This is a genomic window from Streptomyces griseorubiginosus (assembly GCF_017614965.1).
GTDB classification, from domain to species: Bacteria; Actinomycetota; Actinomycetes; order Streptomycetales; family Streptomycetaceae; genus Streptomyces; species Streptomyces griseorubiginosus_B.
This window is the reverse complement of sequence record NZ_WVUG01000017.1, coordinates 36,113-60,586: the sequence shown is the minus strand read 5'-3', so window position 1 is coordinate 60,586 and position 24,474 is coordinate 36,113. Positions and strand designations below refer to the sequence as shown.

19 protein-coding genes and 1 pseudogene are annotated in these 24,474 nt (G+C 71.3%); 15 read left to right on the top strand and 5 right to left on the bottom strand.

What is annotated here, in order from left to right; genetic code table 11:
* Positions 1 to 213 (bottom strand): annotated as a pseudogene (locus GRC12_RS05730) (protease); the annotation flags it as partial.
* 258 nt (positions 214 to 471) lie between these two features.
* Between GRC12_RS05730 and GRC12_RS05725 the strand changes: the two are divergent.
* From GRC12_RS05725 to GRC12_RS05715, 3 genes are all read left to right on the top strand, one after another.
* Positions 472 to 1,299: a glycerophosphodiester phosphodiesterase gene (locus GRC12_RS05725; protein ID WP_133049771.1), complete on the top strand. Its 828-nt coding sequence runs from the start codon at positions 472 to 474 to the stop codon at positions 1,297 to 1,299.
* Positions 1,300 to 1,445: 146 nt separating this feature from the next.
* On the top strand, positions 1,446 to 2,093 hold the full coding sequence (locus GRC12_RS05720; protein WP_208777978.1) for an ATP-binding protein: 648 nt from the start codon (positions 1,446 to 1,448) through the stop codon (positions 2,091 to 2,093).
* 207 nt (positions 2,094 to 2,300) lie between these two features.
* Positions 2,301 to 3,263, top strand: a complete 963-nt coding sequence (locus tag GRC12_RS05715; RefSeq protein WP_208777977.1) for a DUF5926 family protein — start codon at positions 2,301 to 2,303, stop codon at positions 3,261 to 3,263.
* Between the two features lie 244 nt (positions 3,264 to 3,507).
* Here GRC12_RS05715 and GRC12_RS05710 read toward each other — a convergent pair whose 3' ends face one another.
* Together GRC12_RS05710 and GRC12_RS05705 are read right to left on the bottom strand one after the other, a co-directional pair.
* On the bottom strand, positions 3,508 to 4,074 hold the full coding sequence (locus GRC12_RS05710) for a hypothetical protein (RefSeq protein WP_208777976.1): 567 nt from the start codon (positions 4,072 to 4,074) through the stop codon (positions 3,508 to 3,510).
* 56 nt (positions 4,075 to 4,130) lie between these two features.
* Positions 4,131 to 4,796: a bifunctional DNA primase/polymerase gene (locus GRC12_RS05705; protein ID WP_208777975.1), complete on the bottom strand. Its 666-nt coding sequence runs from the start codon at positions 4,794 to 4,796 to the stop codon at positions 4,131 to 4,133.
* 495 nt (positions 4,797 to 5,291) lie between these two features.
* On the opposite strand from GRC12_RS05705, the gene GRC12_RS05700 reads away from it, so the two are divergent.
* The 8 genes from GRC12_RS05700 (at position 5,292) to fxsT (ending at position 19,667) form a co-directional block, all read left to right on the top strand.
* On the top strand, positions 5,292 to 6,803 hold the full coding sequence (locus GRC12_RS05700) for a PP2C family protein-serine/threonine phosphatase (RefSeq protein ID WP_208777974.1): 1,512 nt from the start codon (positions 5,292 to 5,294) through the stop codon (positions 6,801 to 6,803).
* Positions 6,804 to 6,919: 116 nt separating this feature from the next.
* Positions 6,920 to 8,410 (top strand): aminopeptidase P family protein, encoded by a 1,491-nt coding sequence (locus tag GRC12_RS05695; RefSeq protein WP_208777973.1) that lies wholly within the window; start codon positions 6,920 to 6,922, stop codon positions 8,408 to 8,410.
* Positions 8,411 to 8,490: 80 nt separating this feature from the next.
* Positions 8,491 to 9,858: a MocR-like pyridoxine biosynthesis transcription factor PdxR gene (gene pdxR, locus GRC12_RS05690; protein ID WP_208777972.1), complete on the top strand. Its 1,368-nt coding sequence runs from the start codon at positions 8,491 to 8,493 to the stop codon at positions 9,856 to 9,858.
* A 68-nt stretch (positions 9,859 to 9,926) separates the two neighbouring features.
* Positions 9,927 to 11,261, top strand: a complete 1,335-nt coding sequence (locus GRC12_RS05685) for an MFS transporter (RefSeq protein WP_208777971.1) — start codon at positions 9,927 to 9,929, stop codon at positions 11,259 to 11,261.
* A 330-nt stretch (positions 11,262 to 11,591) separates the two neighbouring features.
* Positions 11,592 to 11,789: an FXSXX-COOH protein gene (locus GRC12_RS05680; RefSeq protein ID WP_208777970.1), complete on the top strand. Its 198-nt coding sequence runs from the start codon at positions 11,592 to 11,594 to the stop codon at positions 11,787 to 11,789.
* Between the two features lie 37 nt (positions 11,790 to 11,826).
* Complete coding sequence (locus GRC12_RS05675) at positions 11,827 to 14,223, top strand: FxsB family cyclophane-forming radical SAM/SPASM peptide maturase (protein ID WP_208777968.1); 2,397 nt, start codon at positions 11,827 to 11,829, stop codon at positions 14,221 to 14,223.
* Between the two features lie 138 nt (positions 14,224 to 14,361).
* Positions 14,362 to 15,615 carry a TIR-like protein FxsC gene (locus GRC12_RS05670; RefSeq protein ID WP_308286483.1) on the top strand — a complete coding sequence of 418 codons (1,254 nt, stop codon included), beginning with the start codon at positions 14,362 to 14,364 and terminating at the stop codon, positions 15,613 to 15,615.
* Between the two features lie 89 nt (positions 15,616 to 15,704).
* A complete protein-coding gene (gene fxsT, locus GRC12_RS05665) occupies positions 15,705 to 19,667 on the top strand; it encodes an FxSxx-COOH system tetratricopeptide repeat protein (protein ID WP_208777966.1) in 3,963 nt (1,320 codons plus the stop codon).
* A gap of 47 nt (positions 19,668 to 19,714) precedes the next feature.
* On the opposite strand, the gene GRC12_RS05660 is transcribed toward fxsT, so the two are convergent.
* Entirely contained in the window at positions 19,715 to 20,617 is a 903-nt protein-coding gene (locus GRC12_RS05660) for an alpha/beta fold hydrolase (RefSeq protein WP_208777963.1), read from the bottom strand.
* Positions 20,618 to 20,828: 211 nt separating this feature from the next.
* Positions 20,829 to 21,275 (bottom strand): ATP-binding protein, encoded by a 447-nt coding sequence (locus tag GRC12_RS05655; protein ID WP_208777961.1) that lies wholly within the window; start codon positions 21,273 to 21,275, stop codon positions 20,829 to 20,831.
* A 233-nt stretch (positions 21,276 to 21,508) separates the two neighbouring features.
* Between GRC12_RS05655 and GRC12_RS05650 the strand changes: the two genes are divergently transcribed.
* The 4 genes from GRC12_RS05650 (at position 21,509) to GRC12_RS05635 (ending at position 24,466) form a co-directional block, all read left to right on the top strand.
* Positions 21,509 to 22,315, top strand: coding sequence for a hypothetical protein (locus GRC12_RS05650; protein WP_208777959.1), 807 nt, complete (start codon positions 21,509 to 21,511; stop codon positions 22,313 to 22,315).
* A 231-nt stretch (positions 22,316 to 22,546) separates the two neighbouring features.
* Positions 22,547 to 23,278, top strand: coding sequence for a YcnI family copper-binding membrane protein (locus tag GRC12_RS05645; protein WP_208777957.1), 732 nt, complete (start codon positions 22,547 to 22,549; stop codon positions 23,276 to 23,278).
* Between the two features lie 79 nt (positions 23,279 to 23,357).
* Positions 23,358 to 24,011 carry an SCO family protein gene (locus GRC12_RS05640; RefSeq protein WP_208777955.1) on the top strand — a complete coding sequence of 218 codons (654 nt, stop codon included), beginning with the start codon at positions 23,358 to 23,360 and terminating at the stop codon, positions 24,009 to 24,011.
* On the top strand, positions 24,008 to 24,466 hold the full coding sequence (locus GRC12_RS05635) for a copper chaperone PCu(A)C (protein ID WP_208777953.1): 459 nt from the start codon (positions 24,008 to 24,010) through the stop codon (positions 24,464 to 24,466). The genes GRC12_RS05640 and GRC12_RS05635 overlap by 4 nt, the downstream gene beginning before the upstream one ends.
* Positions 24,467 to 24,474 lie beyond the last annotated feature (8 nt).

Sequence of the window (24,474 nt, the reverse complement as noted above, 5' to 3'; positions counted from 1 at the left end):
GTGCGGTTCCGTCGACGCGTACGCGGGCGCGTGGCCCGCGTACGGCAGGTCCTGCCCCTGCGGGCCGGGAGCGCCCTGCGGAGCCGGCGGGAGCGGGGTGGTCGGCGCGCCCCCCTCGGGCGCCGCCGGTGCCGAGGGAGCGGGAGCGTCCACCGGCACGGGGGGTGCAGACGGGGCCGGGGGTACCGCGGTGCCCTCGTTCTCGGTGCTCACAGCTTCTCTCCTCGATCCACGGCTGTTTCTTCTCGGTCGCACTCGGTCACGCCCGTTCACGTTGCTCGACGGTCCGGCGCGCTGCAGCTGTGCATGTCCTTTTGTATGCCGTCAGCTTTTCCCATGAGCCGTCAGGGCACCATAAGCGGTGCCTGTGGGTCCGGGGCCATTCCTTATATAGGTCATGACTCGCAAAAAGGATGCATTCTCTGCCTCTTCGACGCCACGACTACCCCCTGGCGGTGGCACCATGACGCGGTGACCCACGTACGGCAGCACACGATCCAAGTCGTCGCCCACCGCGGAGCCTCCGAGGAGGCCCCGGAGCACACCCTCGCCGCCTACAAGAAGGCGATCGAGGACGGCGCGGACGCCCTCGAATGCGATGTACGCCTGACGGCGGACGGCCACCTCGTCTGCGTCCACGACCGTCGCGTCAACCGTACGTCCAACGGCCGGGGCGCGGTGTCGGCGCTGGAGCTCGCCGATCTGGCCGCCCTGGACTTCGGTTCCCGCAAGGCGCGCGAGTTCTGGCGGACGCGCGACGAGGAGCCCGACTGGGAGTACCTGCCCGAGGGGCGTGAGCACACCGCCGTCCTCACGCTGGAGCGGCTGCTGGAGCTGGTCGCGGACGCCGGGCGGCGTGTGGAACTGGCCATCGAGACCAAGCACCCCACGCGCTGGGCGGGGCAGGTGGAGGAGCGGCTGCTGGTGCTGCTGAAGCGGTTCGGGCTGGACGCGCCCGCCTCGGCCGCGGAGTCCCCGGTCCGCGTGATGAGTTTCTCGGCGCGATCGCTGCATCGCGTGCGGGCCGCCGCGCCGAATCTGCCGACGGTCTATCTGCTGCAGTTCGTCTCGCCGCGACTGCGGGACGGGCGGCTGCCGGCCGGTGTCCGGATCGCCGGCCCCTCGATCCGGATCGTGCGCAACCAGCCGGGGTACATCGAGCGGCTGAAGCGGGCCGGCCACCAGGTGCACGTGTGGACCGTCAACGAGCCCGAGGACGTGGACCTCTGCCTGGAGCTGGGGATCGACGCCATCATCACCAACCGCCCGCGCGCGGTGCTGCGTCAGCTCGGCCGTTGATGGTGTGCCACTGGTAAAGACCTGTGAAGAACTCTTGACCCTTCGCCCCCTTTAACGCCATTCTCCCACTCCGGCGACCGTCGAAATCAGGCCACTCGACTACAGGGAGTGCTCCGGCGCGTTCGATCCGTATTCGATCGTTGCGAATGCGTCACCGGGCTCGTGCCGGCCGGTTTCCGGTACAGGCCAATGGGGCATCCACACCGTGGCGTGGGGCGAAGGAGGTCTCGGGGGTGGCGTTGGTGGTGGCACAGGAGGTGCCCACGTCGTCGAGCATGGCCGTACCCCATGGCCCTGCGGGCGTGGGGGAGGCGAGACACCGTATGCGTGCGCAACTGCGCAGGGGCGGTGTGTCGGAAGCGGTCATCGACGATGCCGTACTGATTCTTTCCGAACTCTTGAGCAACGCGTGCAAACACGGCCGGCCCCTGGGCGACGCCCTGGCCGGTGACGGTGACGTCCGTGCGGCCTGGCGGGTCGACGTGAACGGCAGGCTCACGGTGGAGGTGACGGACGGCGGCGGGCCCACCCGCCCGGCTCCGGCCACGCCCTCGGTCACCGCGCACGGCGGCCGCGGGCTGAACATCATCTCCGCACTGGCCGACGACTGGGGCGTGCGGGACGACGCCCGGGGCGAGGTCACGGTGTGGGTGGTCGTCCACGAGGACGTTCACGACCCGGACGCCGGACGCCGACGCGACGACTTCGCCACGCGTGTCACAGCACCGACGGTGTCACGGATCCCCGGAATGCCCGGCCTGGAGTTCGCGGACGCGTTCGACGACCTGGACTGAAACGCCGCTTCCGGGACAGGCCGGAGCGCTAACGCCGCTTCCGGGACAGGCCGGCGCGCTGTCCACGCCGGCGCGCAGTCCACCGCACGCGCGTCATCCACAGGGTCGGCACGAGCGTCGCCGGTTGTCCACAGGCTCCCGTCGCTCATGGCGTGAACGGCTAGGCTCCCGACGTACGAGACGAGCCGTAACCGGGAGACACCCACGATGGCCAAGAAGCGACCCCAGACGAAGGCCAAGCCCCAGATCGCCGATGGAGAGATCCCGGTCGTCGGCGCGCGCGAGCCGTGCCCCTGCGGCAGCGGCCGCCGCTACAAGGCCTGTCACGGCCGGGCCGCCCAGCACGCGGCGACCGAGCTGGTGCACCGTCCCTTCGAGGGACTGCCCGGTGAGTGCGACTGGGTGGCGCTGCGCGAGCTGGTTCCGGCGGCCACGGTCGAGCTGACGCTGAAGGACGGCCTCCCCGAGGGCGTTCCGTCGGTCACGCTCGCCACGGTGCTGCCGATGGCCTGGCCGGCGCTGCGCCGCGACGACGGCTCGGTGCTGCTCGGCCTGCAGAACGACACGGCGTCGGGCGACATCAGCCGCGACCTCGCCGACACGCTCCGGCGCGCGCTCACGGCCGAGCCGGGCACCCCGGTCGAGGGCCGGAGGGCGCCCTCCGACGGTCCGCGGCTGCAGGAGCTGCTCGATCCCGAAGGCCCGTTCGAGCCAGTTGTGCACAGCGGTTTCGAGTTCTGGGTCCCCGACCCGGAGAACGCCACCCCGGACGTGACGGCCTCGCTGGAGCGGGCCAACGCCGCGGCCATCCCGACCGTGAAGCTGACCGGGGTGGACGCCGCGTACTGGTGCGAGACGCCGGAGAAGAACCACCTGCGCTGGGTCATGCCGCACGAGGAGGAGCGGCTTCTGGACGCTCTCGCGCGGCTGCACGCGGCGGGCCGGTCGAACCTCGGTGACGGCACCCGCCTCGTGGGTTCCTTCCGCGCTCACGGGCTCACCGTGCCGGTCTGGGACCTGCCGAGTTCGGTCACCGCTGAGGACATCGAGAAGCCGGCCGCGGAGTTCGCCGAGCGGCTCGCCGGTGCCCTGGCCTCGGACGCGCCGCTGACCGCCGACGAGCGCCGCGCGCGCGGCGGCCTCACCAACCGGCAGGTCACGCTCAGTTGACAGGCGGTGACGAAATCGGACGGGGCTGAACGGCGGATCAGCCCCGCCGGGTCGCGGCGACCGGCGACCGTGCGCACAAGTCCCGCCAGGGGCAAGGCACATGGGTGACCGGAAAGCCCGGATCGAATTTGCGAACCGCCGATCTCTTGTTACCGTTCGAGTAGCCCGGTTGCTGGTGCATCCCCCGTCGCCAGCAACCGGGTCTTTTTCATGCCGCGCTTCCTTTACGGAATGCGGCCGCTCGTCAACTTCCCGCGGTGTCCCCGGAGTTGCTCCCGGACCGCAGCAGCAGCGGCCCGCTCCCGGCGCGCTCAGCGAATTCCGACACGGCCGTGTAGCCGTCCAGTGGGCCCCGGGTGCGCTCCCGTGGCGTCTCACAGGTCCCCGGCTCGTCCCCGCCGTCCACGGCGCAGTTCGTCTGCACGGTGCGGCCGCCGGGGCCCATGAGGCTCAGGACGGAGTCCAGGGCCCGGCCGGTGGCGTTGCGGTAGTAGGTGCGCGCCCAGGTGTCCTGACCCTGCGTGAGCACACAGGTCTGCGCCTCGACGCCCTCGGGGGAGGTGAGCTGGGGACCGCAGCGGGCCGCGGTGGCCAGGCCCAGGCCGAGCAGGAAGGGGGAGCGGCTGGGCTCGGCGGCGGGCAGCTTGGGGTCGTCGTGGGTCAGGGTGCGTACGACGGCCCGGCCCTGGTCGCCCACCGGGCCCGCGGACGCCACGGCCAGCGGCAGCGCGACCGCGCACACCACGACGGCGGTGAGGGCGAGCAGACGGGTTCGGGGGTCCGTGGGGTGCCCACCAGAATGACGCGGCATAGAGCGGAAGATAACGACCACGCGCGCGTGTGCCGTCCCACGCGCGCTCGACACCCCTACAACTCGGGCGCGCTCACACCCGTACGAGTGAGGACCTCCACCGCCGCGTCCACCACGGGCGCGACGTCCGGGACCCAGGGGGAGGCGGAACCGGGCAGCGGCGCGCGCTCCCAGCGGATCTCGCCCTCACCGGTCTCGGACGGCGGCAGCGCGAGGTAGCCGCCCTCGCCGTGGAAGCGCAGGGAGCCGGGGACGAAGTCCTTGGCGTAGAGCAGTTCTCCCAGTTGCTCCAGGGAGTACGGCTTCACCAGGATCGCCCAGCGGCCGGGCGAGGCCACGACCGGGCCCAGGCGCAGGCCCATGCGGTCCAGGGCGGTGAGGGTGTGCGCTGCGGCCAGGGCCGGCAGGCTCACCGCACAGGGCGCTGAGCCGCCGGTGGCCAGGACGATCGGCGCCGCGGGCCGGTTGGTCCACCACCAGCGCACCATCCGGGCGTCGGTGGTGGCGGCGAGGAGACCGGGGTCGAAGGGATGCGCGCCGGGCACCGTGCACTCGGGGTCGGGGCAGGCGCAGCGGGAACGTCCCTGCGGATCCGCCGCCACACCCGGGAGTACGGGCCACTGCCATTCCGTCGCGAAGGTCAGGGCCGCGCTGATCAACTCAGGCCTTCCGTCACTGCGCTGGGACAGGAGCCTGCGTCGCCTTCCGAGGATCTCGCGCATGAGCGCTCGTTCCTTTCCGTTGCACCGCTGGCAACACCGTGGGCCACATCACACCATGTGTCGATCACTTCACTGTGCGTACCTGTTGGCGCATCACACCCCTGCTGGAGGCAAGGGGAACCCCTATGGGTAGAACGTGGGCTGCTTCCGTGGCAGCCTCGCCACCCATACTGCGTCAGTCAAAAGCATGGGCATGGCGGGGGGTGGCGAAGTCTGGCGTTTTGCCGTCCCGCGTATTTCTCTTCGCCTCCGCCACGGGAGGATGGGGCACGGTCGTCGGTGGATAGGACGCCCGGGTCGGTCACCAGGTTCCGGGTGGCTGTCAACCGCCCCTGGTCTTCTCCGAGTACGTACCCATCACGACCGCTGTGACGCTCCGTGGAGCAAGGCCAGTCGACCGCAATACCCCGTTACCCGAGGCAGTTTTAGGCCAACTTTGCTTTATGGCAGGCGAGGCACTCGCTTACCACGGACACCAGGAATCCCAGCAGGACAATGCTGGACATCCCCTTACGAGTGCGTGTACATGTGGAGACACTGCTAGCGGCGCAGAATGACATGGGGGTTTGCGATGCTTTTGAGCAGTACGCACCGGTCGGAAAGCCGGACACCATGAACGCCCCTCACCCTCCGAAAGTGGCTGGAATCGATTCAACGGTTCCCGCGCCCGCACACACTGTCGCGCCCGCGCCCGTCGCCCCGGGAACCACTCCGGTCCCCTCGCCGAACGCACCGGGAGCACTGCTCCAGGACCGCCTCGCCGGCTGGGTCTCGGACCTCACGACCCTCCATGAACTGACCGAACGGCTGGTCCGCACGGACGCACTCGCGGACGCCCTGACCGAACTGCTGCGCGCCGGAGCCGCCCTGGTGGGCGCCCGGCGCGGTCTCGTCGTACTGGAGCCGGCCGACGGACTCGGCCCGGCCACGACGATCGGCCTGGGCCTCGGCCGGGCCGACCTCGGTCACATCGAGACCGTGCCGCGCAGCGCGATGCCGTACGGCCGCATCCTGGACGGACTGCCGGGCGCGGACGGCGAGATCGCCGAACCCGACCTGCTCTCCGAGGACGGCCTCGACCCGCGTCACCGCGAGGTGGCCGCCCGGCTCGGCTACGCCGCGAGCTACTCCCTCCCCCTGTCCGCCGAGGCCACGGGCCGCATGGGCGCCGCCGTGTGGCTGTACGACGAGCCCGCCGAGCCGGTCGAGCGCCAGCGCCACCTCGTCGGCCTGTACGCGCGGTACGCCGGTGAACATCTGGGCCGGCTGGTCGAAGTGGAGCGCACGCGCGCGTGCATGGCGACGATGACCGAGGAGCTGTTGCCGTCCCGGCTCCCCCGCGTCGCCGGCGTCCAGCTCGCCGCCCGGCACCGCACCGGCCCGCGTGGCGGCGGCGACTGGTACGACGCGCTGCCGCTGCCGGACGCCGCCCTCGGCCTCGCGGTCGGCTCGGTCACCGGTTCCGGGCCGAGCGCCGTCGCCGCGATGGGCCGGCTGCGGGCCTCCCTGCGCGCGTACGCCGTGATGGAGGGCGAGGACCCGGTGGCCGTCCTGTCGGACCTGGAGCTGCTGCTGCGGCTCACCGAGCCCGCCCGCTCCGCGACCGCCCTGTTCGCCTACTGCGAACCCGCGCTCCGCAAGGTCACCCTGGCCGGCGCCGGCCACTGCCCGCCGCTGCTGGTCGGCGAGCGGCGCACCGAGTACGTGGAGACGTCGGTGTCCGCGCCGCTGGGCATGCTCGCCTGCTGGGAGGCGCCCAGCGTGGAACTCGAGGCCCAGCCCGGCGAGACGGTGCTGCTCTACACCGACGGCCTGCTGCACCGCACCGGGGACCCCACCGACCGCGCCTTCGCCCGGCTGCACGCTGCGGCGGCCGGCGTGCCGAGGGCGCTGCGGCACGACCCTGACGCGATCGCCGACCACGTGCTGCGCACGGTGCTGCCGGAGGGGCTGGACGCGGCGGACGGCGAGGAGGACGTCGTCCTGCTGGCGGCGCGGTTCGAGTGAGCCGGAGGTGTGTTCTTCCGTACGCGCGCCGCTTCCCTCGGTAACAGGCCTTTCGTCCCTGGGCCCCCTTCCGTACGACCGTACGATGGAGGGGGTCCAGTGCCGTATCGAGGAGGATGACCGTGGCCGAAGAGCTCAATCCGGCTGAGACATCCGCTGCTGCCGCAGCGGACCCGGAGACTGAGTCTGAGGAGCCGATCAAGCAGCGCAAGAACGGCCTGTACCCGGGTGTGTCCGACGAGCTGGCCGAGAACATGAAGTCCGGCTGGGCCGACACGGAGCTGCGCGACCTGGAGCCGATCGCCCAGGCCGCCGAGACCGCGGCCCGCCGCGCGGCGCTGTCCGAGCGCTTCCCGGGCGAGCGTCTGGTGATCCCCGCGGGCAACCTGAAGACCCGTTCGAACGACACGGACTACCCCTTCCGGGCTTCGGTCGAGTACGCGTACCTCACGGGCAACCAGACCGAGGACGGCGTGCTCGTGCTCGAGCCGACCGCCGAGGGCCACCGGGCGACGATCTACCTCCTGCCGCGCTCCGACCGCGAGAACGGCGAGTTCTGGCTCTCCGGCCAGGGCGAGCTGTGGGTCGGCCGCCGGCACTCGCTGACCGAGGCGGAGAAGCTGTACGGCATCCCGGCCTCCGACGTGCGCGAGCTGCCCGACGCGCTGCGCGAGGCGACCGGCCCGGTGCGCGTCGTGCGCGGGTACGACGCCGGGATCGAGGCGGCGCTGACCGACAAGGTCACCGCCGAGCGCGACGAGGAGCTGCGGGTCTTCCTCTCCGAGGCGCGGCTGGTCAAGGACGAGTTCGAGATCGGCGAGCTGCAGAAGGCCGTCGACTCGACGGTGCGCGGCTTCGAGGACGTCGTACGCGTGCTCGACAAGGCCGAGGCGACCAGCGAGCGGTACATCGAGGGCACGTTCTTCCTCCGCGCTCGGGTGGAGGGCAACGACGTCGGCTACGGCACGATCGCCGCGGCCGGGCCGCACGCGTGCACGCTGCACTGGGTGCGCAACGACGGTCCCGTGCGCTCCGGTGACCTGCTGCTGCTGGACGCGGGCGTCGAGACGCACACGTACTACACCGCCGACGTCACGCGGACGCTGCCGGTGCGCGGGCGGTTCAGCGAGATCCAGAAGAAGATCTACGACGCCGTGTACGACGCCCAGGAGGCCGGTATCGCGGCCGTGCAGCCGGGCGGCAAGTACCGGGACTTCCACGACGCCGCGCAGCGCGTGCTCGCCGAGCGGCTCGTCGAGTGGGGGCTGGTCGAGGGCCCCGTGGAGCGGGTGCTGGAGCTGGGGCTGCAGCGGCGCTGGACGCTGCACGGGACGGGCCACATGCTCGGCATGGACGTGCACGACTGCGCCGCCGCGCGCGTGGAGTCGTACGTCGACGGCACGCTGGAGCCGGGCATGTGCCTCACCGTCGAGCCGGGGCTGTACTTCCAGGCCGACGACCTGACGGTGCCCGAGGAGTACCGGGGCATCGGTGTCCGCATCGAGGACGACATCCTGGTGACCGAGGACGGGAACCGGAACCTGTCGGCGGGCCTGCCCCGGCGATCGGACGAGGTCGAGGCCTGGATGGCTTCGCTCAAGGGCTGATACGGGACGGATGGCCGGGTACCAGTGAGGTGCCCGGCCATCGACGTGCCCGGACACACGTACCTAGGGGGAGGGTTTTCGTGAACGACTTCTTGGCCGGTGTCGGGGTCGACCTGCATCTGGAGCCCGATGCCGGTGACGGCCGGCGGGTCGGGCTGGAGCGGGCCCTGCGGGACGCCGTGCGGGACGGGCGGCTGGCGCCCGGCACACGGCTGCCCGCCACCCGGCGGCTCGCGAGTGAGCTCGGGATCTCCCGGGGGACCGCGAAGGCGGCTTACGACCAGTTGGTCGCCGAGGGGTATCTGACCGCTCGGCAGGGGTCGGGGACGCAGGTCGCGCAGCTGCCCTCGGCCGACCAGGAGGCGCCCGACGCGGCCACGCACGCGCGTACCCCGCGTTTCGATCTGCGGCCGGGCAGCCCGGACGTCGGGGCGTTCCCGGCGGCGGCCTGGCTGCGGGCGCTCAGGCGCGCCATCGCCACGGCTCCCCTGCTGGCGTACGACTACGGGGACCCGCGCGGCCGCACGGAGCTGCGGCAGGCGCTGTCGGGATACCTGGGGCGCGCGCGAGGGGTCATCGCGCCCCCGGAGCGCATCGTGATCACCTCCGGGTACGTGCAGGGGCTCGCGCTCCTCACGCGCGTGCTGGAAGGCGGCGAGATCGCCATGGAGGATCCGGGGCTGCCGTTCCACCGGGAGGTGGTACGGCACAACGGCGGCACCGTGGTGCCGGTGCCGGTCGACGAGCGCGGGGTGTGCGCCGACGCGTTGGCGGACGCGAAGGCCGTCGTCGTCACCCCCGCCCACCAGTACCCGACCGGCGTCACACTGCGCCCCGAGCGGCGGCGGGCGCTGACGGACTGGGCACGCGCGCGTGGCGGGCTGATCGTCGAGGACGACTACGACGGGGAGTTCCGCTACGACCGCCAGCCGGTGGGCGCGTTGCAGGGGATGGCTCCCGGGCAGGTCGTCTATCTGGGCACCGCCTCCAAGACGCTCGGGCCGGCGCTGCGGCTCGGCTGGATGGTGCTGCCGCCGCACCTGGTCGACGCGGTCGCCGACGCCAAGCTGCACAGCGACCACCACACCGAGTCCATCGGCCAGCTGGCGCTCGCGGAGCTCATCGACAGCCATGCCTACGACCGGCACGTACGCGCGTGCCGGCTCAGATACCGCAGGCGCAGGGACCAGCTCCTGGACCGGCTCGGCGGGCGACGGAACGTCCGCGGGATCGCCGCCGGGCTGCACGCGCTCGTGGAGGTCGCCGACGAGGCGGAGGTACTGAAGCGCGCCGAGGCGGAGGGGCTCGCGCTGGGGCGGCTCGGCGACCACTGGCACACGCCGGGCGAGGACCGGGCCCAGGGCGTGATCGTGGGGTACGGGACGCCTCGGGAGCGGGTGTATCCGGAGGCGTTGGAGGTGCTGGGCAAGGTACTGGACGGCGGCTGAATTGGGCCAGCGAGACGGCGGGCGATTGGGCCTGTCCGAGGGTCCATTGGCTTCGTAGTGTCGCTGGCATGACCTCTCGACTCGTTCCGCCCGCCGGTCCGCGGCGCGTGCTGGCGCTGGCCCAGCTGGCCAACTCGATCGGCGACGGCGCCTACTACGTGACCTCCGCGCTGTACTTCACGCATGTCGTCGGTCTGGCGCCCGCGCGCGTGGGGCTCGGGCTGACCGTCGCCTGGGCGGTCGGGTCGCTGGCCGGGGTGCCGCTCGGGAGGGTCGCCGACCGGCGCGGGGCGCGGGGTGCGGCCGTGCTGCTGGCGGTGGGAACCGCGGCCGCTGTCGGTTCGTTCCTGGTGGTGCGGGGGTTCCTTCCGTTCGTCCTCGCCGCCTGTGCGTACGCGACGGCGCAGTCGGGCATGGCGGCGGCCCGGCAGGCGCTGCTCGCGGGACTGGTGACGGCCGGGGAGCGGACGGGGCTGCTCGCGCACCTGCAGGCGACGCTGAACGCCGGGCTGGCGGTGGGCGCGGGGCTGGGCGGACTGGCGTTGCAGGCGGGGACCCGGGCGGCGTACCTCGGGGTGTTCGCCCTGGACGCGGCGAGCTTCCTGGTGTGCGCGGCCCTTCTGCTCCGGCTGCCGACCGTGGCACCGGTCACGGTGGGCGAGGGGCGGGAGCAGGGCGTGCTCCGGGGGCGGCCGACGCGGGAACGGGACGGGCTCGGTGTGGTGCGGGACCGGCCGTATGTGGTGGTCGCGTTGCTCAACACCGTGCTGCTGTTGCGGATGCCGCTGCTCAGTCTGGGGCTGCCGCTGTGGATCGCCGAGCGGACGACCGCGCCCGCCTGGCTGGTCTCGGCGCTGTTCGTGCTCAACACCGGCGCGGTGATGGCGTTCCAGGTACGGATGGCGCGCGGTGTCACGGGGCTCGGGTCCGCCACGCGCGCGGTGCGGCGCTCGGGCTGGGTGATGCTGGCGGCGTGCGCGGTGTTCGCGCTCTCGGCAGGGGTGCCGCGCCGGCCGGCGGTGGGGTTCCTGGCCGTCGGGGCCGTGCTGCAGGTCGTCGCCGAGATGGGGCAGTCGGCCGGTTCCTGGCAGCTGTCCTTCGATCTCGCGCCGGTGGACCGGGTCGGCGAGTACCAGGGCTTCTTCGGCACCGGCGTGACGGTGGCCCGCACCCTGGGCCCACTGGTGCTGACCTCGCTGCTGGTGGGGTGGGGCACGCCCGGGTGGCTGCTGCTGGGCGGGGCTACGGTGGTGGCGTCGCACGCGATGGGGCCGGCTGCACGGTGGGCCGCCGACCGGATGACACGGCCGGGTGTGGACGCGGGGCGCGAGGGTGCACGGACCGGGTGGGTGACGGGCCCAGTGCGCCGGGGCCAATGGATCTCAAACTCACCCCCCAAGTAAATCCTTGGTAAAAAATCGCCGAGGTCGGAGCTGGTCAGGTATTCCTTGGACTCCTATCGGAGGAGCCGTCGAGCGCGTTTCCGCCACTCCGACCCTTCTGAGGCGGGGGTCTGAATGGGATTTTCTTACTGCTCAACTCCATTACAGGTGCTGGCAGTTGGGGCGCGACCAGGCGCGTCGCGATCCTTTCCGGCCGTATGGTTTCATGGCTCCCCCAGACTCACGAGCGTGTTCGCCAAGCGGTGCGCTCCAGGTATCCGTAATATCCGCTTCGTGTGGATTGTGTCTTCTGGCCGGTCCAGCGGACACACGGAAGATCGAGGTTCGCCCATGAGCACGTCCACCAACGCCTCGGCCGAAGAGCCGGGGAAGCCGTCGACCGACGGGCCCGAGCGGGTCCCGCTGGTACGGCTCGCCGCCCGCCCGGACGGTGTCGCGTCCGGTGCCCTGACCCGGGTGGTGTCGCACGGTGCTCCTGAGCGAGGTCCCGCCCGCGTCTCGGTCGCGGCGTTCCAGTCGGCCGTCTGACCCCCCGCCCCTCGGGCAGGAATCGAACAGTGCGCTCATGGACCCCTCGCCTCACCCCCTGAGCCAGTTCGTGCTGAAGATGCACAGCCGCTGCGATCTCGCATGCGATCACTGCTACGTCTTCGAACACGCGGACCAGAGTTGGCGAGGTCGCCCCAAGGTGATCTCCGACGCGGTACTGGACATCACCGCCGAGCGCATCGCCGAGCACGCCCGAACCCATCGGCTCGACACCGTCCACGTGGTCCTGCACGGCGGGGAACCCCTCCTCGCCGGCCGGGCCAGACTGCGTCGTGCGGCGGAGGGGTTACGCGCCGCCCTCGCCGACGTCTGCGGCCTCGACCTGCGCATCCACACGAACGGCGTCACACTCGACGAGAAGTTCTGCGACCTGTTCGCCGAGCTCGACATCAAGGTCGGTGTCTCGCTCGACGGCGACAGGGCCGCCAACGATCTGCATCGCCGCTACCGCGACGGACGCAGCAGCCACGACCGTGTCCTGCGCGCGATCGCCCTTCTGCGGCAGCCGCGCTACCGGCACCTCTTCGCCGGCATTCTCTGCACGATCGACCTGCGCAACGATCCGGACACCGTCTACAGCGCCCTCGCCGCACTCTCGCCGCCCCGCATCGACTTCCTGCTCCCGCACGCCACCTGGGACGACCCCCCGCCGCGTCCGTCCGCATCCGCGACGGCGTACGGCGACTGGCTGCTCCGGATCTTCGAACGCTGGACGGCCGACGGCCGCCCGATGGGCGTGCGTGTGCTCGACTCCGTCCTGCGCACACTGCGCGGAGCGAGCAGCCTCACCGAGTCCCTGGGGCTGGCGCCCGTGGAACTGGCGGTGATCGAGACGGACGGGGCGCTGGAGCTGGCGGACAGCCTCAAGACGGCGTACGACGGCGCTCCCGCGACCGGAATGCGCGTGCAGGCCAACTCACTGGACGAGATGGCGACGCATCCCGGCATCGTCGCCCGGCAGCGGGGGCTGGACGGGCTGAGCGACACCTGCCGCGCCTGTCCGGTCGTCCGTTCCTGCGGCGGCGGTCTGTACGCGCACCGCTACCGCACCGGGAGCGACGCGAACGGGTTCATGAACCCGTCGGTGTTCTGCGCCGACCTCAAGCAGCTGATCCTCGGCGTCCGCGACAGGGAAACCCAGAAGATGTCCATGCCACCCTCGCTCAGGAACGGCGTGCACCTCGCCGAGCTCGCCTCCGGCTTCGGTGGCCACGAGGCCGTCGAACTGCTGGCCCGGCACGAACTCACCGTCAACCGTGAGCTCCTGGCCGCCGTCTGGCACGAGGTCCCGCACAGTGCGACGGGGACGGCCGCCTGGGAGACCTTGACGGTCCTCGACGCGGAGGCTCCCGGATCGGTCGACGCCGTGCTGGCCCACCCTTATCTCAGGCCCTGGGCGCTGCGCTCCCTCGGGGGTGACGAGGAGGCCGGCCCGGTCGCGATGCGCGGCGTCGCCGAACTGGCCGCCGCGGCGCTGGTGCGAGCCGGCCGGCCGGGCACGGTGACGGTTCCCGCCCACTCCGGGGTGCTGCGGCTGCCGACCCTCGGGGCACTCAGGGTGGGCGACGCCGCCGAGGGACGGGTGACCGGGAACATCGACGACGGTTTCGCCGTGCGTGTCGGGAGCCGGGAGCATCGGATCGGGCACAAGCAGGGGACGGATCCCTCGTGGCTCGACCGGCACCTCTTCGAACTGCCCGACTGGACGATCGCTTTGGAGGACACCGACCCCTGGCGCGACGTCCACGGGTACGCCGTGCAACCGCGGCTGTCCGACGCGGCGGCCGAGAAGTGGCGCGCCCGGCTCACGGCCGCCTGGGAGTGGATCCGGCGTGAACTGCCCGCCTACGCCCCCGGACTCGCCGCGGGGCTGAGCGTTGTCACCCCGTTGCGGGCGGGCGTCTCCGGCGCGGACATCAGTTCGGCCGCGCGAGACGCCTTCGGTGCGGTCGCCGTCGCCCGACCCGATGCGCCGGAGACCCTGGCCTGTCTGCTGGTGCACGAGTTCCAGCACGTCAAGCTGGGCGCCCTCCTCGATCTGACCGACCTCTACGACCCCACGTGCGAGCAGTTGTTCTACGCGCCCTGGCGCCCCGATCCGCGCCCCCTGGAAGGGCTGCTGCAGGGGACGTACGCGCACATCGCCGTCGTCGACTTCTGGCGCGCGCGTCACAGGACCACGGACGGTGCCGAGGCGCGCGCCGCCGAAGCGCAGTTCGCGCGGTGGCGCGAGCAGACCGCGCAGGCCGTGGACACACTGGCCGCCTCGGGAGCCCTGACGGAAGAGGGCGAGCGGTTCGTGACGGCCATGGGGGAGACCCTGGCGAGCAGGCTGACGGCGCCTCTGAGCCCGGACGCGCTGGCCGAGGCACGCAGGGCGGCGACGGACCACAAACGGCGCACGGCGTCCTGAGCGCACTGCCGCTTTCCTCGCCCTCCGCGCCGGAAGCCCTTCCGCCCTCGCACAACTCCCGGATTTCGCGGCCCCGTTCCGCGAAGGGAGCCTGGTTCCTACACTGAAGCTCCGTCGGCGGCTCATCGGGGGGCATTCGTGCGAGTGGACGCAGAGGACCCCAGGAACAGACGGCCGTACTTCTTCCTGAGCTACGCCCACACCCCGCGCAACGACTCCGAGGTCGCCGGTCCCAACGCATGGGTGAAGAAGCTCTACGACGGCCTGTGCGCCCACATCCTGGAGATGACGTCGTTACCGGTGGGGGCGAGGGCCGGGTTTCTGGACCAGGGAATGGCGCTGGGAACGCGGTGGACGGACGAGTTGTCGGAGAACCTGGCCCGGTGTCAGGTGTTCGTTCCGCTCTATTCGCCGCGCTACTTCATCAGCGAGCAGTGCGGCCGCGAGTGGTGGGCCTTCTCCCAGCGGGAGATATACCGCCACACCCGGCGCGGGGATTCCCGGGAGAGCGCCATCGTCCCCGCGTTATGGGTGCCCGTCGAAGTCGCGCAACTGCCCCAGGTGGCCAAGGACCTGCAGTTCCAGCACGCGGACTTCGGTGAGGACTATGCGGCCGAGGGGTTCTACGGACTGACCAAACTCAGCTATCTGAAGGACCAGTACGAACTCGCCGTCTACCGGCTGGCGCAGCGGATCGTGCGGGCGAGCCGGGCCGTGGATCTGGAAGAGGGGCAGATCTACCGGGACTACGAGTCGCTGCCCAGCGCGTTCGGCGACACCGCTCATCCACCCGGGTTCGACGTCACCGTGCTCGCCCGCTGCCGCGCGGACCTGCCGGACGGCCGGGTGCCGGACTACTACGGCGAGACCCCGACCGAATGGAACCCGTACTTCCCCGTCTCGACCCGTTCACTGGTGGAACACGCCGCCGATCTCGTCCGGGCCATGAACTTCCGCGTCACCGTGAGCGACTTCGAGAACGAGGCCGACCGTCTCCTGTCCTCCGGGCCGCCCACCGCGCCCGCCTTGCTGCTGCTCGACCGGTGGGCCCTTGACTCCCCGCGCGTCAAGGAGCTGATGGCACAGCTGGCCGAGCGCCGTCGGCCGTGGATCAGCGTCATGATCCCCCAGCACAGGGACGACACGATCCCGCCCGAGCGGGACCGGCAGCTGCAGGAGCTCACCGACCGGCTGCTGGCCACGCGACAGGCGGCGGGGTCGGGCCATCGGTCCCCGGGCGGCGGCATCCGAACCCTGGAGGGGTTCGCCGTCGAGTTGCAGAAGGCCGTACGACAGGCCGTCAGTTACTTCGAGGCCCACGCGATGACGTATCCGCCGAAGGGGCCGGCGGCCGATCCCCCCTGGCTGCCCAGGCAGGTGTACCCCGTCTAGGCGGGCGCCGAGCACCCGCGGGACGCACTCGGGCAGCACACGGACAGGCACGGCACAGGGAAGGGCAGGCCGAGACAGTGGAGGGCTCCATGACCGAGAACCGCAAGGGCTCAGTGATCACCTTCTACTCGTACAAGGGCGGGACCGGCCGCACGATGGCTCTCGCCAACGTGGCCTGGATCCTGGCCGCCAACGGCTATCGCGTCCTCGCCGTCGACTGGGACCTGGAGGCCCCGGGACTGCACAGGTTCTTCCACCCGTTCCTGAGGCCCTCCCTGCTGCGGGCCACGCCGGGCCTGATCAACCTGATCGACGACTACCGCCGCGAGGCGCTGCGCGACCTTCCCGACCGCGAGCCCGACTGGCACCGCCGCTACGCCCGGGTCCGGCCGCACGCCATCTCTCTGGACTGGCCGTTCCAGGCCCCCGGCAGCCTGGACTTCCTGTCGGCCGGCATGCGGCACCGCGACTATCCGATCGTCGGCAACATGGACTGGGACCGCTTCTACAGCAGTTATGGCGGCGGGCAGTTCTTCGACGCGATGCGCGCGGACATGGAGCGCTACTACGACTACACGCTGATCGACAGCCGCACCGGTCACAGCGATCTCGCCGACATCTGCACCGTCCAGATGCCCAGCACGCTGGTGGTCTGCTACACCCTCAGCGACCAGAGCATCGACGGTGCCGCCTCGGTCGCCCGGGACATCGAGGAGCGCTACGGCGAGAAGGGGATCCGCATCCTCCCGGTCGCCATGCGCATCGACGACGGCGAGAAGGACAAGGTCGACGCGGGCCGGGCCCTCGCCCGTGAGCGTTTCGACGGTCTGCCCAGTGGCATGAGCCCCGACGAACTCGTCGCCTACTGGGGTTCGGTGGAGATCCCGTACCGTCCGTACTACGCCTACGAGGAGATCCTCGCCCCCTTCGGCGACCCGCCCAAGGTGGCCAGTTCCATGCTGACAGCCTGCGAACGGCTGACCGCGGTCATCACCGAGAACCGGGTGACCGGCCTGCCGCCCATCAGCGAGGTCAAGCGCGCCCAGTACGTCGCGGCCTACACCCGCCGCCGCCCCCTGCCGCCCTCGAAGCTGCTGCTGCAGTACGTCTCCGAGGACCGGATGTGGGTGGACTGGCTGGAGACCGTGCTGCGCGAGTCCCGGTTCGACGTCTCCTCCCAGGACGTGCGGTCGATGACGACCCTGGAGGTCGGCGCCGGATCCACCGGTGGCTCTCAGCGAGTGCTCGCGGTCGTCTCCTCCGCGTTCCTCGGCTCACGGACGGCTCGCGCGGCCTGGGAGGCCGCGATGCACTCGGACGGTTCGCAGCAGCACCAGCCCGTCGCACTGCGCGTCGGGGACGTACCGCAGATTCCCCACGCCGGCCGGAACGGCACCATCGATCTGGTGCGGCTGGACGAGGACTCGGCGGCCGCCGCGCTGCTCATGGGTCTGGGCCGGCCGAGTTCGCCGGGAGCGGTCGGCAACATGCACGGCGTGCGGTTCCCGAACGCCAGCACGAGCGTGTCCAACGTCCAGCCCCGCTACCCGTTCTTCACGGGCCGCTCGTCGATCCTGGACCAGGTGCGGCGGCAGTTCGTCGCCGGCGCCTCCGGCCAGCGGCTGCCGCAGGTGCTGCACGGGCTCGGCGGGGTGGGCAAGACCCAGCTGGCACGCGAGTACGCCAACCGCTTCAAGGCCGACTACGACCTGGTGTGGTGGGTCGACGCCGAGCAGCCCGACCTGGTCCCGCCCAAGCTCGCCGACCTGGGCCGCCGGCTCGATCCCGGCATCGGCGACGACGTCAACGAGGCAGCCCTGGCCGCCCTGCAGGCGCTGCGGGCCGGACGGCCGTACAAGCGCTGGCTGCTGGTGTTCGACAACGTCGAGGACCTGGACCAGGTGCTGACCCGGTTCGCCGACCTGACCGCCCCGATCCCGGACGACCTCTACGGCCATCTCCTGGTCACCACCCGGACCAAGCCGACGTCGACCCAGGTGCAGCCGGTGGAGGTGGAGGTGTTCACGCGCGAGGAGAGCGTCGAGCACCTGTCCCGGCGGGTGCCGGGACTGCGCGACGAGGATGCGATCCGGGTCGCCGAGGCGGTCGGCGACCTTCCGCTGGCGATCGAGGTCGCCGCGGCCTGGCTGGAGACCACGGCGACACCGGTCGGCGAGTACATCGAACAACTCAGCGAGCAGAGCACCCGGGTGCTGTCGGTCCCGGCCGCCGTCGACGCCGTGGAGTACCCGTCCTCCGTGGGCGCCACCTGGAACATCTCCATCAACCGGCTGCGCCAGGAATCCCCCGCGGCCGCCCGGTTGCTCGAACTCTGCAGCTTCCTGTCCGCCGAACCGATCTCGATGACGCTGGTCGGCAGCGACGCGATGATCAGGGCGTTGCTGCCGTACGACAAGGATCTGCGTGCCCGGTACATGCTCGGCAAGGTCACCCAGGCGCTGAACAGGTTCGCGCTGGCCAAGGTCGACTCCACCGACAACTCCATCCAGGTGCACCGCCTGGTGCAGGCCGCGGTCCGCGACAGCATGGAGCCGGAGGCGTTCAACGACACCATTCACGAGGTGCACCGCATCCTCGCCGCGGCGCGGCCGCCCGAGGGCGCGGTGGACGACCCCGCCCAGTGGCCCGGGTTCGAGGTGATCTGGCCGCACCTCGTGCCCTCCCAGATCCGCGAGTGCGCGGAGGAGGAGCCGCGGCAGCTGATGGTGGACCGGATGCGCTACCTGTGGAAGCGCGGCGAACTGCACGTCGCCCGTACCCTCGGCACCCAGCTGAACGAGTTCTGGAGCACCGAGTTCCCCGACTCCAACGACGAGCAGATACTCAACCTCCGCTTCGAACTGGCCAACATCGTCCGCTCCCAGGGCGAGTACCAGACCGCCCGTGAGATGGACGAGGACACCCTGGAGCGGCAGCGCCGACTCCTCGGTGAGGGCCACCCGTCCCTGCTCATCACCTCCGGCAGCGTGGCCGCGGACCTGAGGGCGCTCGGCCGCTTCAACGAGGCGCTCGAACTGGACCAGCGCATCTACAGCGGCTTCCGCGAGATCTTCGGCGAGGACCACCCGCGCACCCTCAGCTCGGCCAACAACCTCGCCATCGACTACCGCCTGACCGGGGAGAGCAAGGCCGCCCGACGGCTGGACGAGGACACCGTCCGACGCCGTACCGCGCTCCTGGGTCCCCTGCACCCCTACACGCTGACCACGCGCAGCCACTACGCCCGCGACCTTCGGGAGCTCGGCGAGTACGACGAGTCCGTGCGGATCCTGCAGGAGGTGCGCGAGTTGTTCGGGCAGGTCCTCAACCCGTACGTGCCCGAGGTGCTGCGGGTCGACAAGAGCCTCGCCGTGTCCTTGCGCAGGGCCGGGCGGCACCAGGAGGCGCTGCGGCTGAGCGAGCAGACCTGGGAGACCCATGCCCGCTCCCGTGACCGGTACGGCCGCTCCATCCCCGAGGAACTCGCCTGCGGGCTCAACCTCGCCGCCGACTACCTGGCCACCGACCCGGGTCAGGGACCTGAGCGGGCCGTGCAGCAGGTCACGGACGTGCTGGAGGGATACCGGAACTCCTTCGGCGCCGATCATCCGTTCACGATGTTCTGCATCAACAACCTGGCCGTCTACCACCGGGCCAAGGGCGACGCGCGGACGGCCGCCGACCTGGCCGAACAGGCCCGCTCCGCGCTGGCGGGAGCCCTCGGCAACCTCCATCCGGCCGTCCTCAGCGCGGGGACCAGCCTGGCCAACACCCTGGCCGACCTCGGCCGGCACGAGGAGGCGGAACACTGGGAGCGACTGACCATGACCGGCCTGCGTAAACGGCTCGGTCCCACCCATCCCGACACCGTGAGCAGCATGGCCAACCTCGCGATCACGCTGCGCGACCTGGGCCGGGGAACGGAGGCCACGGAACTCCACCACGAGGCGGAGTCCGAACTGATCCAGCGTCTGGGTGAGACACACCCGCTGAGCGAGGCGGCGGTGGCCTGGCGGCGCATCGACCGGGACCTGGAGCCGCAGCAGGTGTGACAGGGCGCGCCGGCTGCCCCGCACGCCGGGCCTCGGCCACCCCCGAGCTACCCCCAGTGCCAGGCCCGCCGCTGTTCCTGCCCCTTGTGCTGCGAGGCCCAGCCGATGACGCGGGTCATCACACGCAGCGCGCCGAAGTGGGCCGCGTCGCGTTCGACCTCGACCCGCGCGCCGGGGATGTTGCGGCCGAGCCAGCGCGTGTGGGCCACCGGGGCGAAGATGTCCTCCTCCCCGTGCCAGAGGTAGACGGGGGCCGTGATGCCCGAGAGGTCGAAGCCCCAACTCGTGCTGAACGCCATGACGTCGTCCACCCAGCCGTCCGCGGAACTGCGCAGCCCCTCGGCGAAGTTGCGCTCCAGCATGGCCTGGATGCCGGCGTCCGCGACGATCCAGCGGTCGGACTCGGGCAGTTCGCTGCGCATCTCGGCGACGGAGGCCGCCGGGTCCGCGCGGATCGTCAGCGACCGGCGCCCCAGCGCGGCGGTGAGCCGCTGCCGGCCCGCGGCCGCGTTGACGTACGCGTGGACGTTGGCCTCGGTCATGCCGTCGAACCAGTCCAGGTCGGCGGCGTCCGGAGGTGCGAGGCCCACGAGCGCCCCGGCCCGTGCCGTACGGTCCGGGAGCAGGGCCGCGCAGGCGAGGGCGTGCGGGGCGCCGCCGGAGCGGCCCACGACGCCGAACCGGTCGATCCCCAGGGCGTCGGCGATCAGGCTCACGTCCTCGGCCGCGGCGCGTACGGTGCGTCCCGGCCTGCGGTCGGAGTCGCCGTATCCCGGCCGGTCGAACGTGATCAGGCGGACGCCCATGCGGTAGAGCACCGACGGCCGCGGCGCGGGCCCCAGCCTGCTGCCGGGAGTGCCGTGCAGCAGGAACACCGGGCGGCCCCGCGGATCACCGCGCTCCTCCACAGAGAGCCGCCGCCCGTCCCCCGCGCATACCGTCCACGCCATTGACAGTCCCCCCGCAGCCCGGCGTTGCCCTGACTCCGACAGCGGACCGACCGGCGTCGGCCCCGGTGGTGCGCGGCGCACCGCGGATGCCGTCAGCGCGGTACGTCCGCCCGTGCGAGGGCCGGGCCGGACCGTGTGTGCCGGACGGGCACCGACTCCGCCGTCTGGCCAGTATGCAGACCGGTCCCCCCGCAGTCATGCCGTCGGATGCTCACACCGCCATCAACGGCGCGTCCTCTCGCCACTTGAGGATCTTGTCGAAGCTCACCACCGTGCCCCCGCGGCCCGGCTTGTCGCCGATGTGGACGTGGTCGGCGAGTTCCTGGATGAGGCAGAGGCCCCGGCCGTGCTCGGCGTCGGTGCGGGCCGGACGGACGGGGACGGTGCCGGAGATGCCGGGCCCGGAGTCGGTGACCTCGATGCGGCACTTCTCGCCGTCGAGATAGGCGGTGACCCGGTACGCCTCCGAGGACGCGCCCCGGGCCGCGTCGCCGCCGTGCTCCACGGCGTTCGCGCAGGCCTCGCTCAGCGCGACCGAGAGGTCGTAGGAGACGTCCGGGTCGACGCCCGCCGTCTCCATCGTGCCGAGCAGCAGCCGTCGCGCGAGAGGAACGCTCGCAGCTTCCCGCCGCAAGTGGAGTGACCACCAGATGCTCATGCTCCAGCCTCCCGGCCGCGGCTCGACATACCGTTTCTTATTGCCGCGCGTGCCCGTGTGTAAGCACGGAGTTGACGTGATACCGCCCATATGGTCGATGCATCCAGGTCGGAATCGGTGTATGTGTGGGCAGCCCCCATCGACTAGCGCCAGAGGGTGATCTTCCCGGCCGGACACGACCTTGCGGACCTGCCGTACGGCGGCCGTACGGCCAATGGGATGATGAGCGCGCCATGACCGACCCCCACCAGCGCACGGCGCGCTCCGGACGAGACATCCGGATGCTGCGGGCCGCGGTGTTCGCCGCGGTCTGCGTCGTGCTGGCCGCGGGCGGTCACACGCTGGCCTCCTGCGCCACCGTTCCGCTGTGGACGCTGGGCGCGGGGTTCCTGGGGGTTCTCCTGGTCGCGGCGCCGCTCGCCGGACGCGAGCGCTCGCTGCCCGGCATCGCCGCGCTGCTGGCGCTCGGCCAGACCGTGCTGCACACGCTGTTCGGGCTGGGACAGAGCGCCTCGGCCGCCGGCGGGATGGCGATGACGTCGACCGACGCCTCGCTGGTCGAACGCGCGGCACGGCTGGTGTGCGGGACGACGACGGCGGCGATCACCCCGGAGCACGCCCGGCGGATCCTCGCCGACGCCCGGCTGTCCACCACTCCGGCCATGGACATGAGTTCCATGCGCCATCCGACGGACGCGCTGTCCGCGACGACTTCACTGCTGCCGTCCCTGCCGATGCTGCTCGGTCACGTCCTCGCGGCCGTCGCCGCCGGCTGGCTGCTGCGCCGCGGCGACCTCGCGCTGCTCCGGCTCATGGCCCTGTCCGCCGGCTCCCTGGCCGACGGGGCGCTCGTACGGTCGCTGCGCGCCGCCCTCGCCCTGGTGCGCGCCCTGCGCGCCGGGCTGCCGACCACACCCGGGGCGGGCCCGCGACCGCCACGCACCGCGCTGCTCGCGCCGTCGAAGCCCCGTACCACCGCACTCCAGCACTCGGTGATCCGGCGCGGCCCACCGGCCGTCGCGTACGCCCTCACCGCCTGACGCGACGCGACCGCCCTTCTGGTTTCGGGTTCCTGGTTCCTGGTCTCCGGTTTCGGTTTCCGTTTTCCGGTTTCCGTTCTTTCTCCGGTTTCCGTTTTCGGATGACGGGCCGCCGTCGCGCGGCGCACACGCGCGTGCCCGCGTTGCCGAGTTCTTCGACCACCGCGACGGCCACGCGCGCGTACCCCTCGTCATCACCGGAACCTCACTCGAAGTGGAGTGCTCCCTGCCATGAAGGCTTCTCGTCTCGCCGCCACCGGCGCCCTCGCCGGTGCCGCGGTGCTCGCCCTGTCCGCCCCCGCGTTCGCGCACGTCACCGTGCAGCCGGAGGGCACGGCCGCCAAGGGCGGCTACGCGGTGATCGACTTCAAGGTCCCCAACGAGCGCGACGACGCCTCGACCACCAGCCTCGAGGTCACCTTCCCGACCGACCACCCCCTGGCCTCCGCCCTGCCGCAGCCGATGGCCGGCTGGAAGATCCAGGTCACCAAGTCCAAGCTGGCCAAGCCGGTCGAGATGCACGGCGAGAAGATCAACGAAGCCGTCTCCAAGATCACCTGGACCGCCGAGGGCAAGGGCGTCGAGCCCGGCTACTTCCAGAAGTTCCCGGTCTCCGTGGGCGCCCTGCCCGAGGACACCGGCGAACTCGTCTTCAAGGCCCTGCAGACGTACTCCGACAACGAGGTCGTGCGCTGGATCGAGGTGCCGCAGGACGGCCAGAAGGAGCCCGAGAACCCGGCTCCCGTGCTCACCCTGTCCGCCGCCTCCGGGGACGGTCATCACGGCACGGCCACGGCCGAGGACGCCTCCGACAAGACCACCACGGCCGCTGCGGACTCCTCCGGCGACACGGACGACGGCACCGACACCACCGCGCGCGTGCTCGGCGTCGTCGGCATCGCCGTGGGTGCGCTGGGCGTCGCCTACGGCGTCCTCGCCGGCCGCCGGCGCACCGACGCCTGAAGCCCTCGATCCGCCGTGTGCACCGGGGGCGTACGACCCCCGGTGCACACCGGGACTCTCACATCTGGGACATTTTTCTATGCGCAAGAAGACGTTCGCCGCGGCCGCGCTGCTCGCCGCCGCCACCCTGACCCTCTCCGCCTGCGGCAGTGGTGACAGCGGCGACTCACCCGTCGCCGTGGTCTCCGAGGACTCCTCGCAGAAGGCCGCGACGGTCCTCGACCAGCCGTTCGAGAAGCCGGATCTGGTGCTCACCGACACCAAGGGGCAGAAGTACGACTTCCGCCAGGAGACGGCGGGCCGGCCCACGCTGATCTACTTCGGCTACACCCACTGCCCCGACATCTGCCCGCTGACGATGAACAACATCGCCGTCGCCAAGAAGCAGCTGCCCAAGGCCGAGCAGGACAAGCTGCGGGTCGTGTTCGTCACCACCGACCCGGCCCGCGACACCCCGTCGGAGCTGGGCAAGTGGCTCAAGGGCATCGACCCGCAGTTCATCGGCCTGACCGGCGACTTCGCCACCATCCAGGCCGGCGCCCGCACCCTCGGCATCTCGATCGAGCCGACCCACAAGGACAAGAAGACCGGCAAGGTCGTCTCGGTCCACGGCACCCAGGTCATCGCGTTCTCGCCGAAGACCGACGGCGGTTACGTCCTGTACGGCGAGGACGCCACCGTCGACGACTACACCAAGGACCTACCCAAGATCATCAAGGGGCAGAACCCGTGAACCGGCTCGCCCCCACGGCCCTGCTGATAACCGGGACGCTGGCCCTGGCCCTGGCCGGCTGCGGCGGCTCCGGCGACACCAAGCCCGAACTGTCCGTCGGCTCCGCCTACATGCCCCAGCCGGTCACCGGTGACATGGCCGCGGGCTACTTCACCGTCGTCAACAAGGGCGGCGCCAAGGACGAGCTGACCTCCGTCACCAGCGGCGCCTCCGCCCGTGTCACCCTCCACGAGACCGTGGGGCAGTCCATGGAGCAGGTCACGTCCCTGGATGTGCCCGCGCACGGTCAACTCGTGTTCAAGAGCGGCGGCAACCACCTGATGTTCGAGAACCTGAAGCGGAAGCCGGTGCAGGGCGAGAAGGTGACCGTCGAACTGCACTTCGCCACATCCGGTCCGATCACGATCGAGATGCCGGTGAAGTCGGCGACGTACAACCCTGCGACCGGCCACTGAGGGAAGGC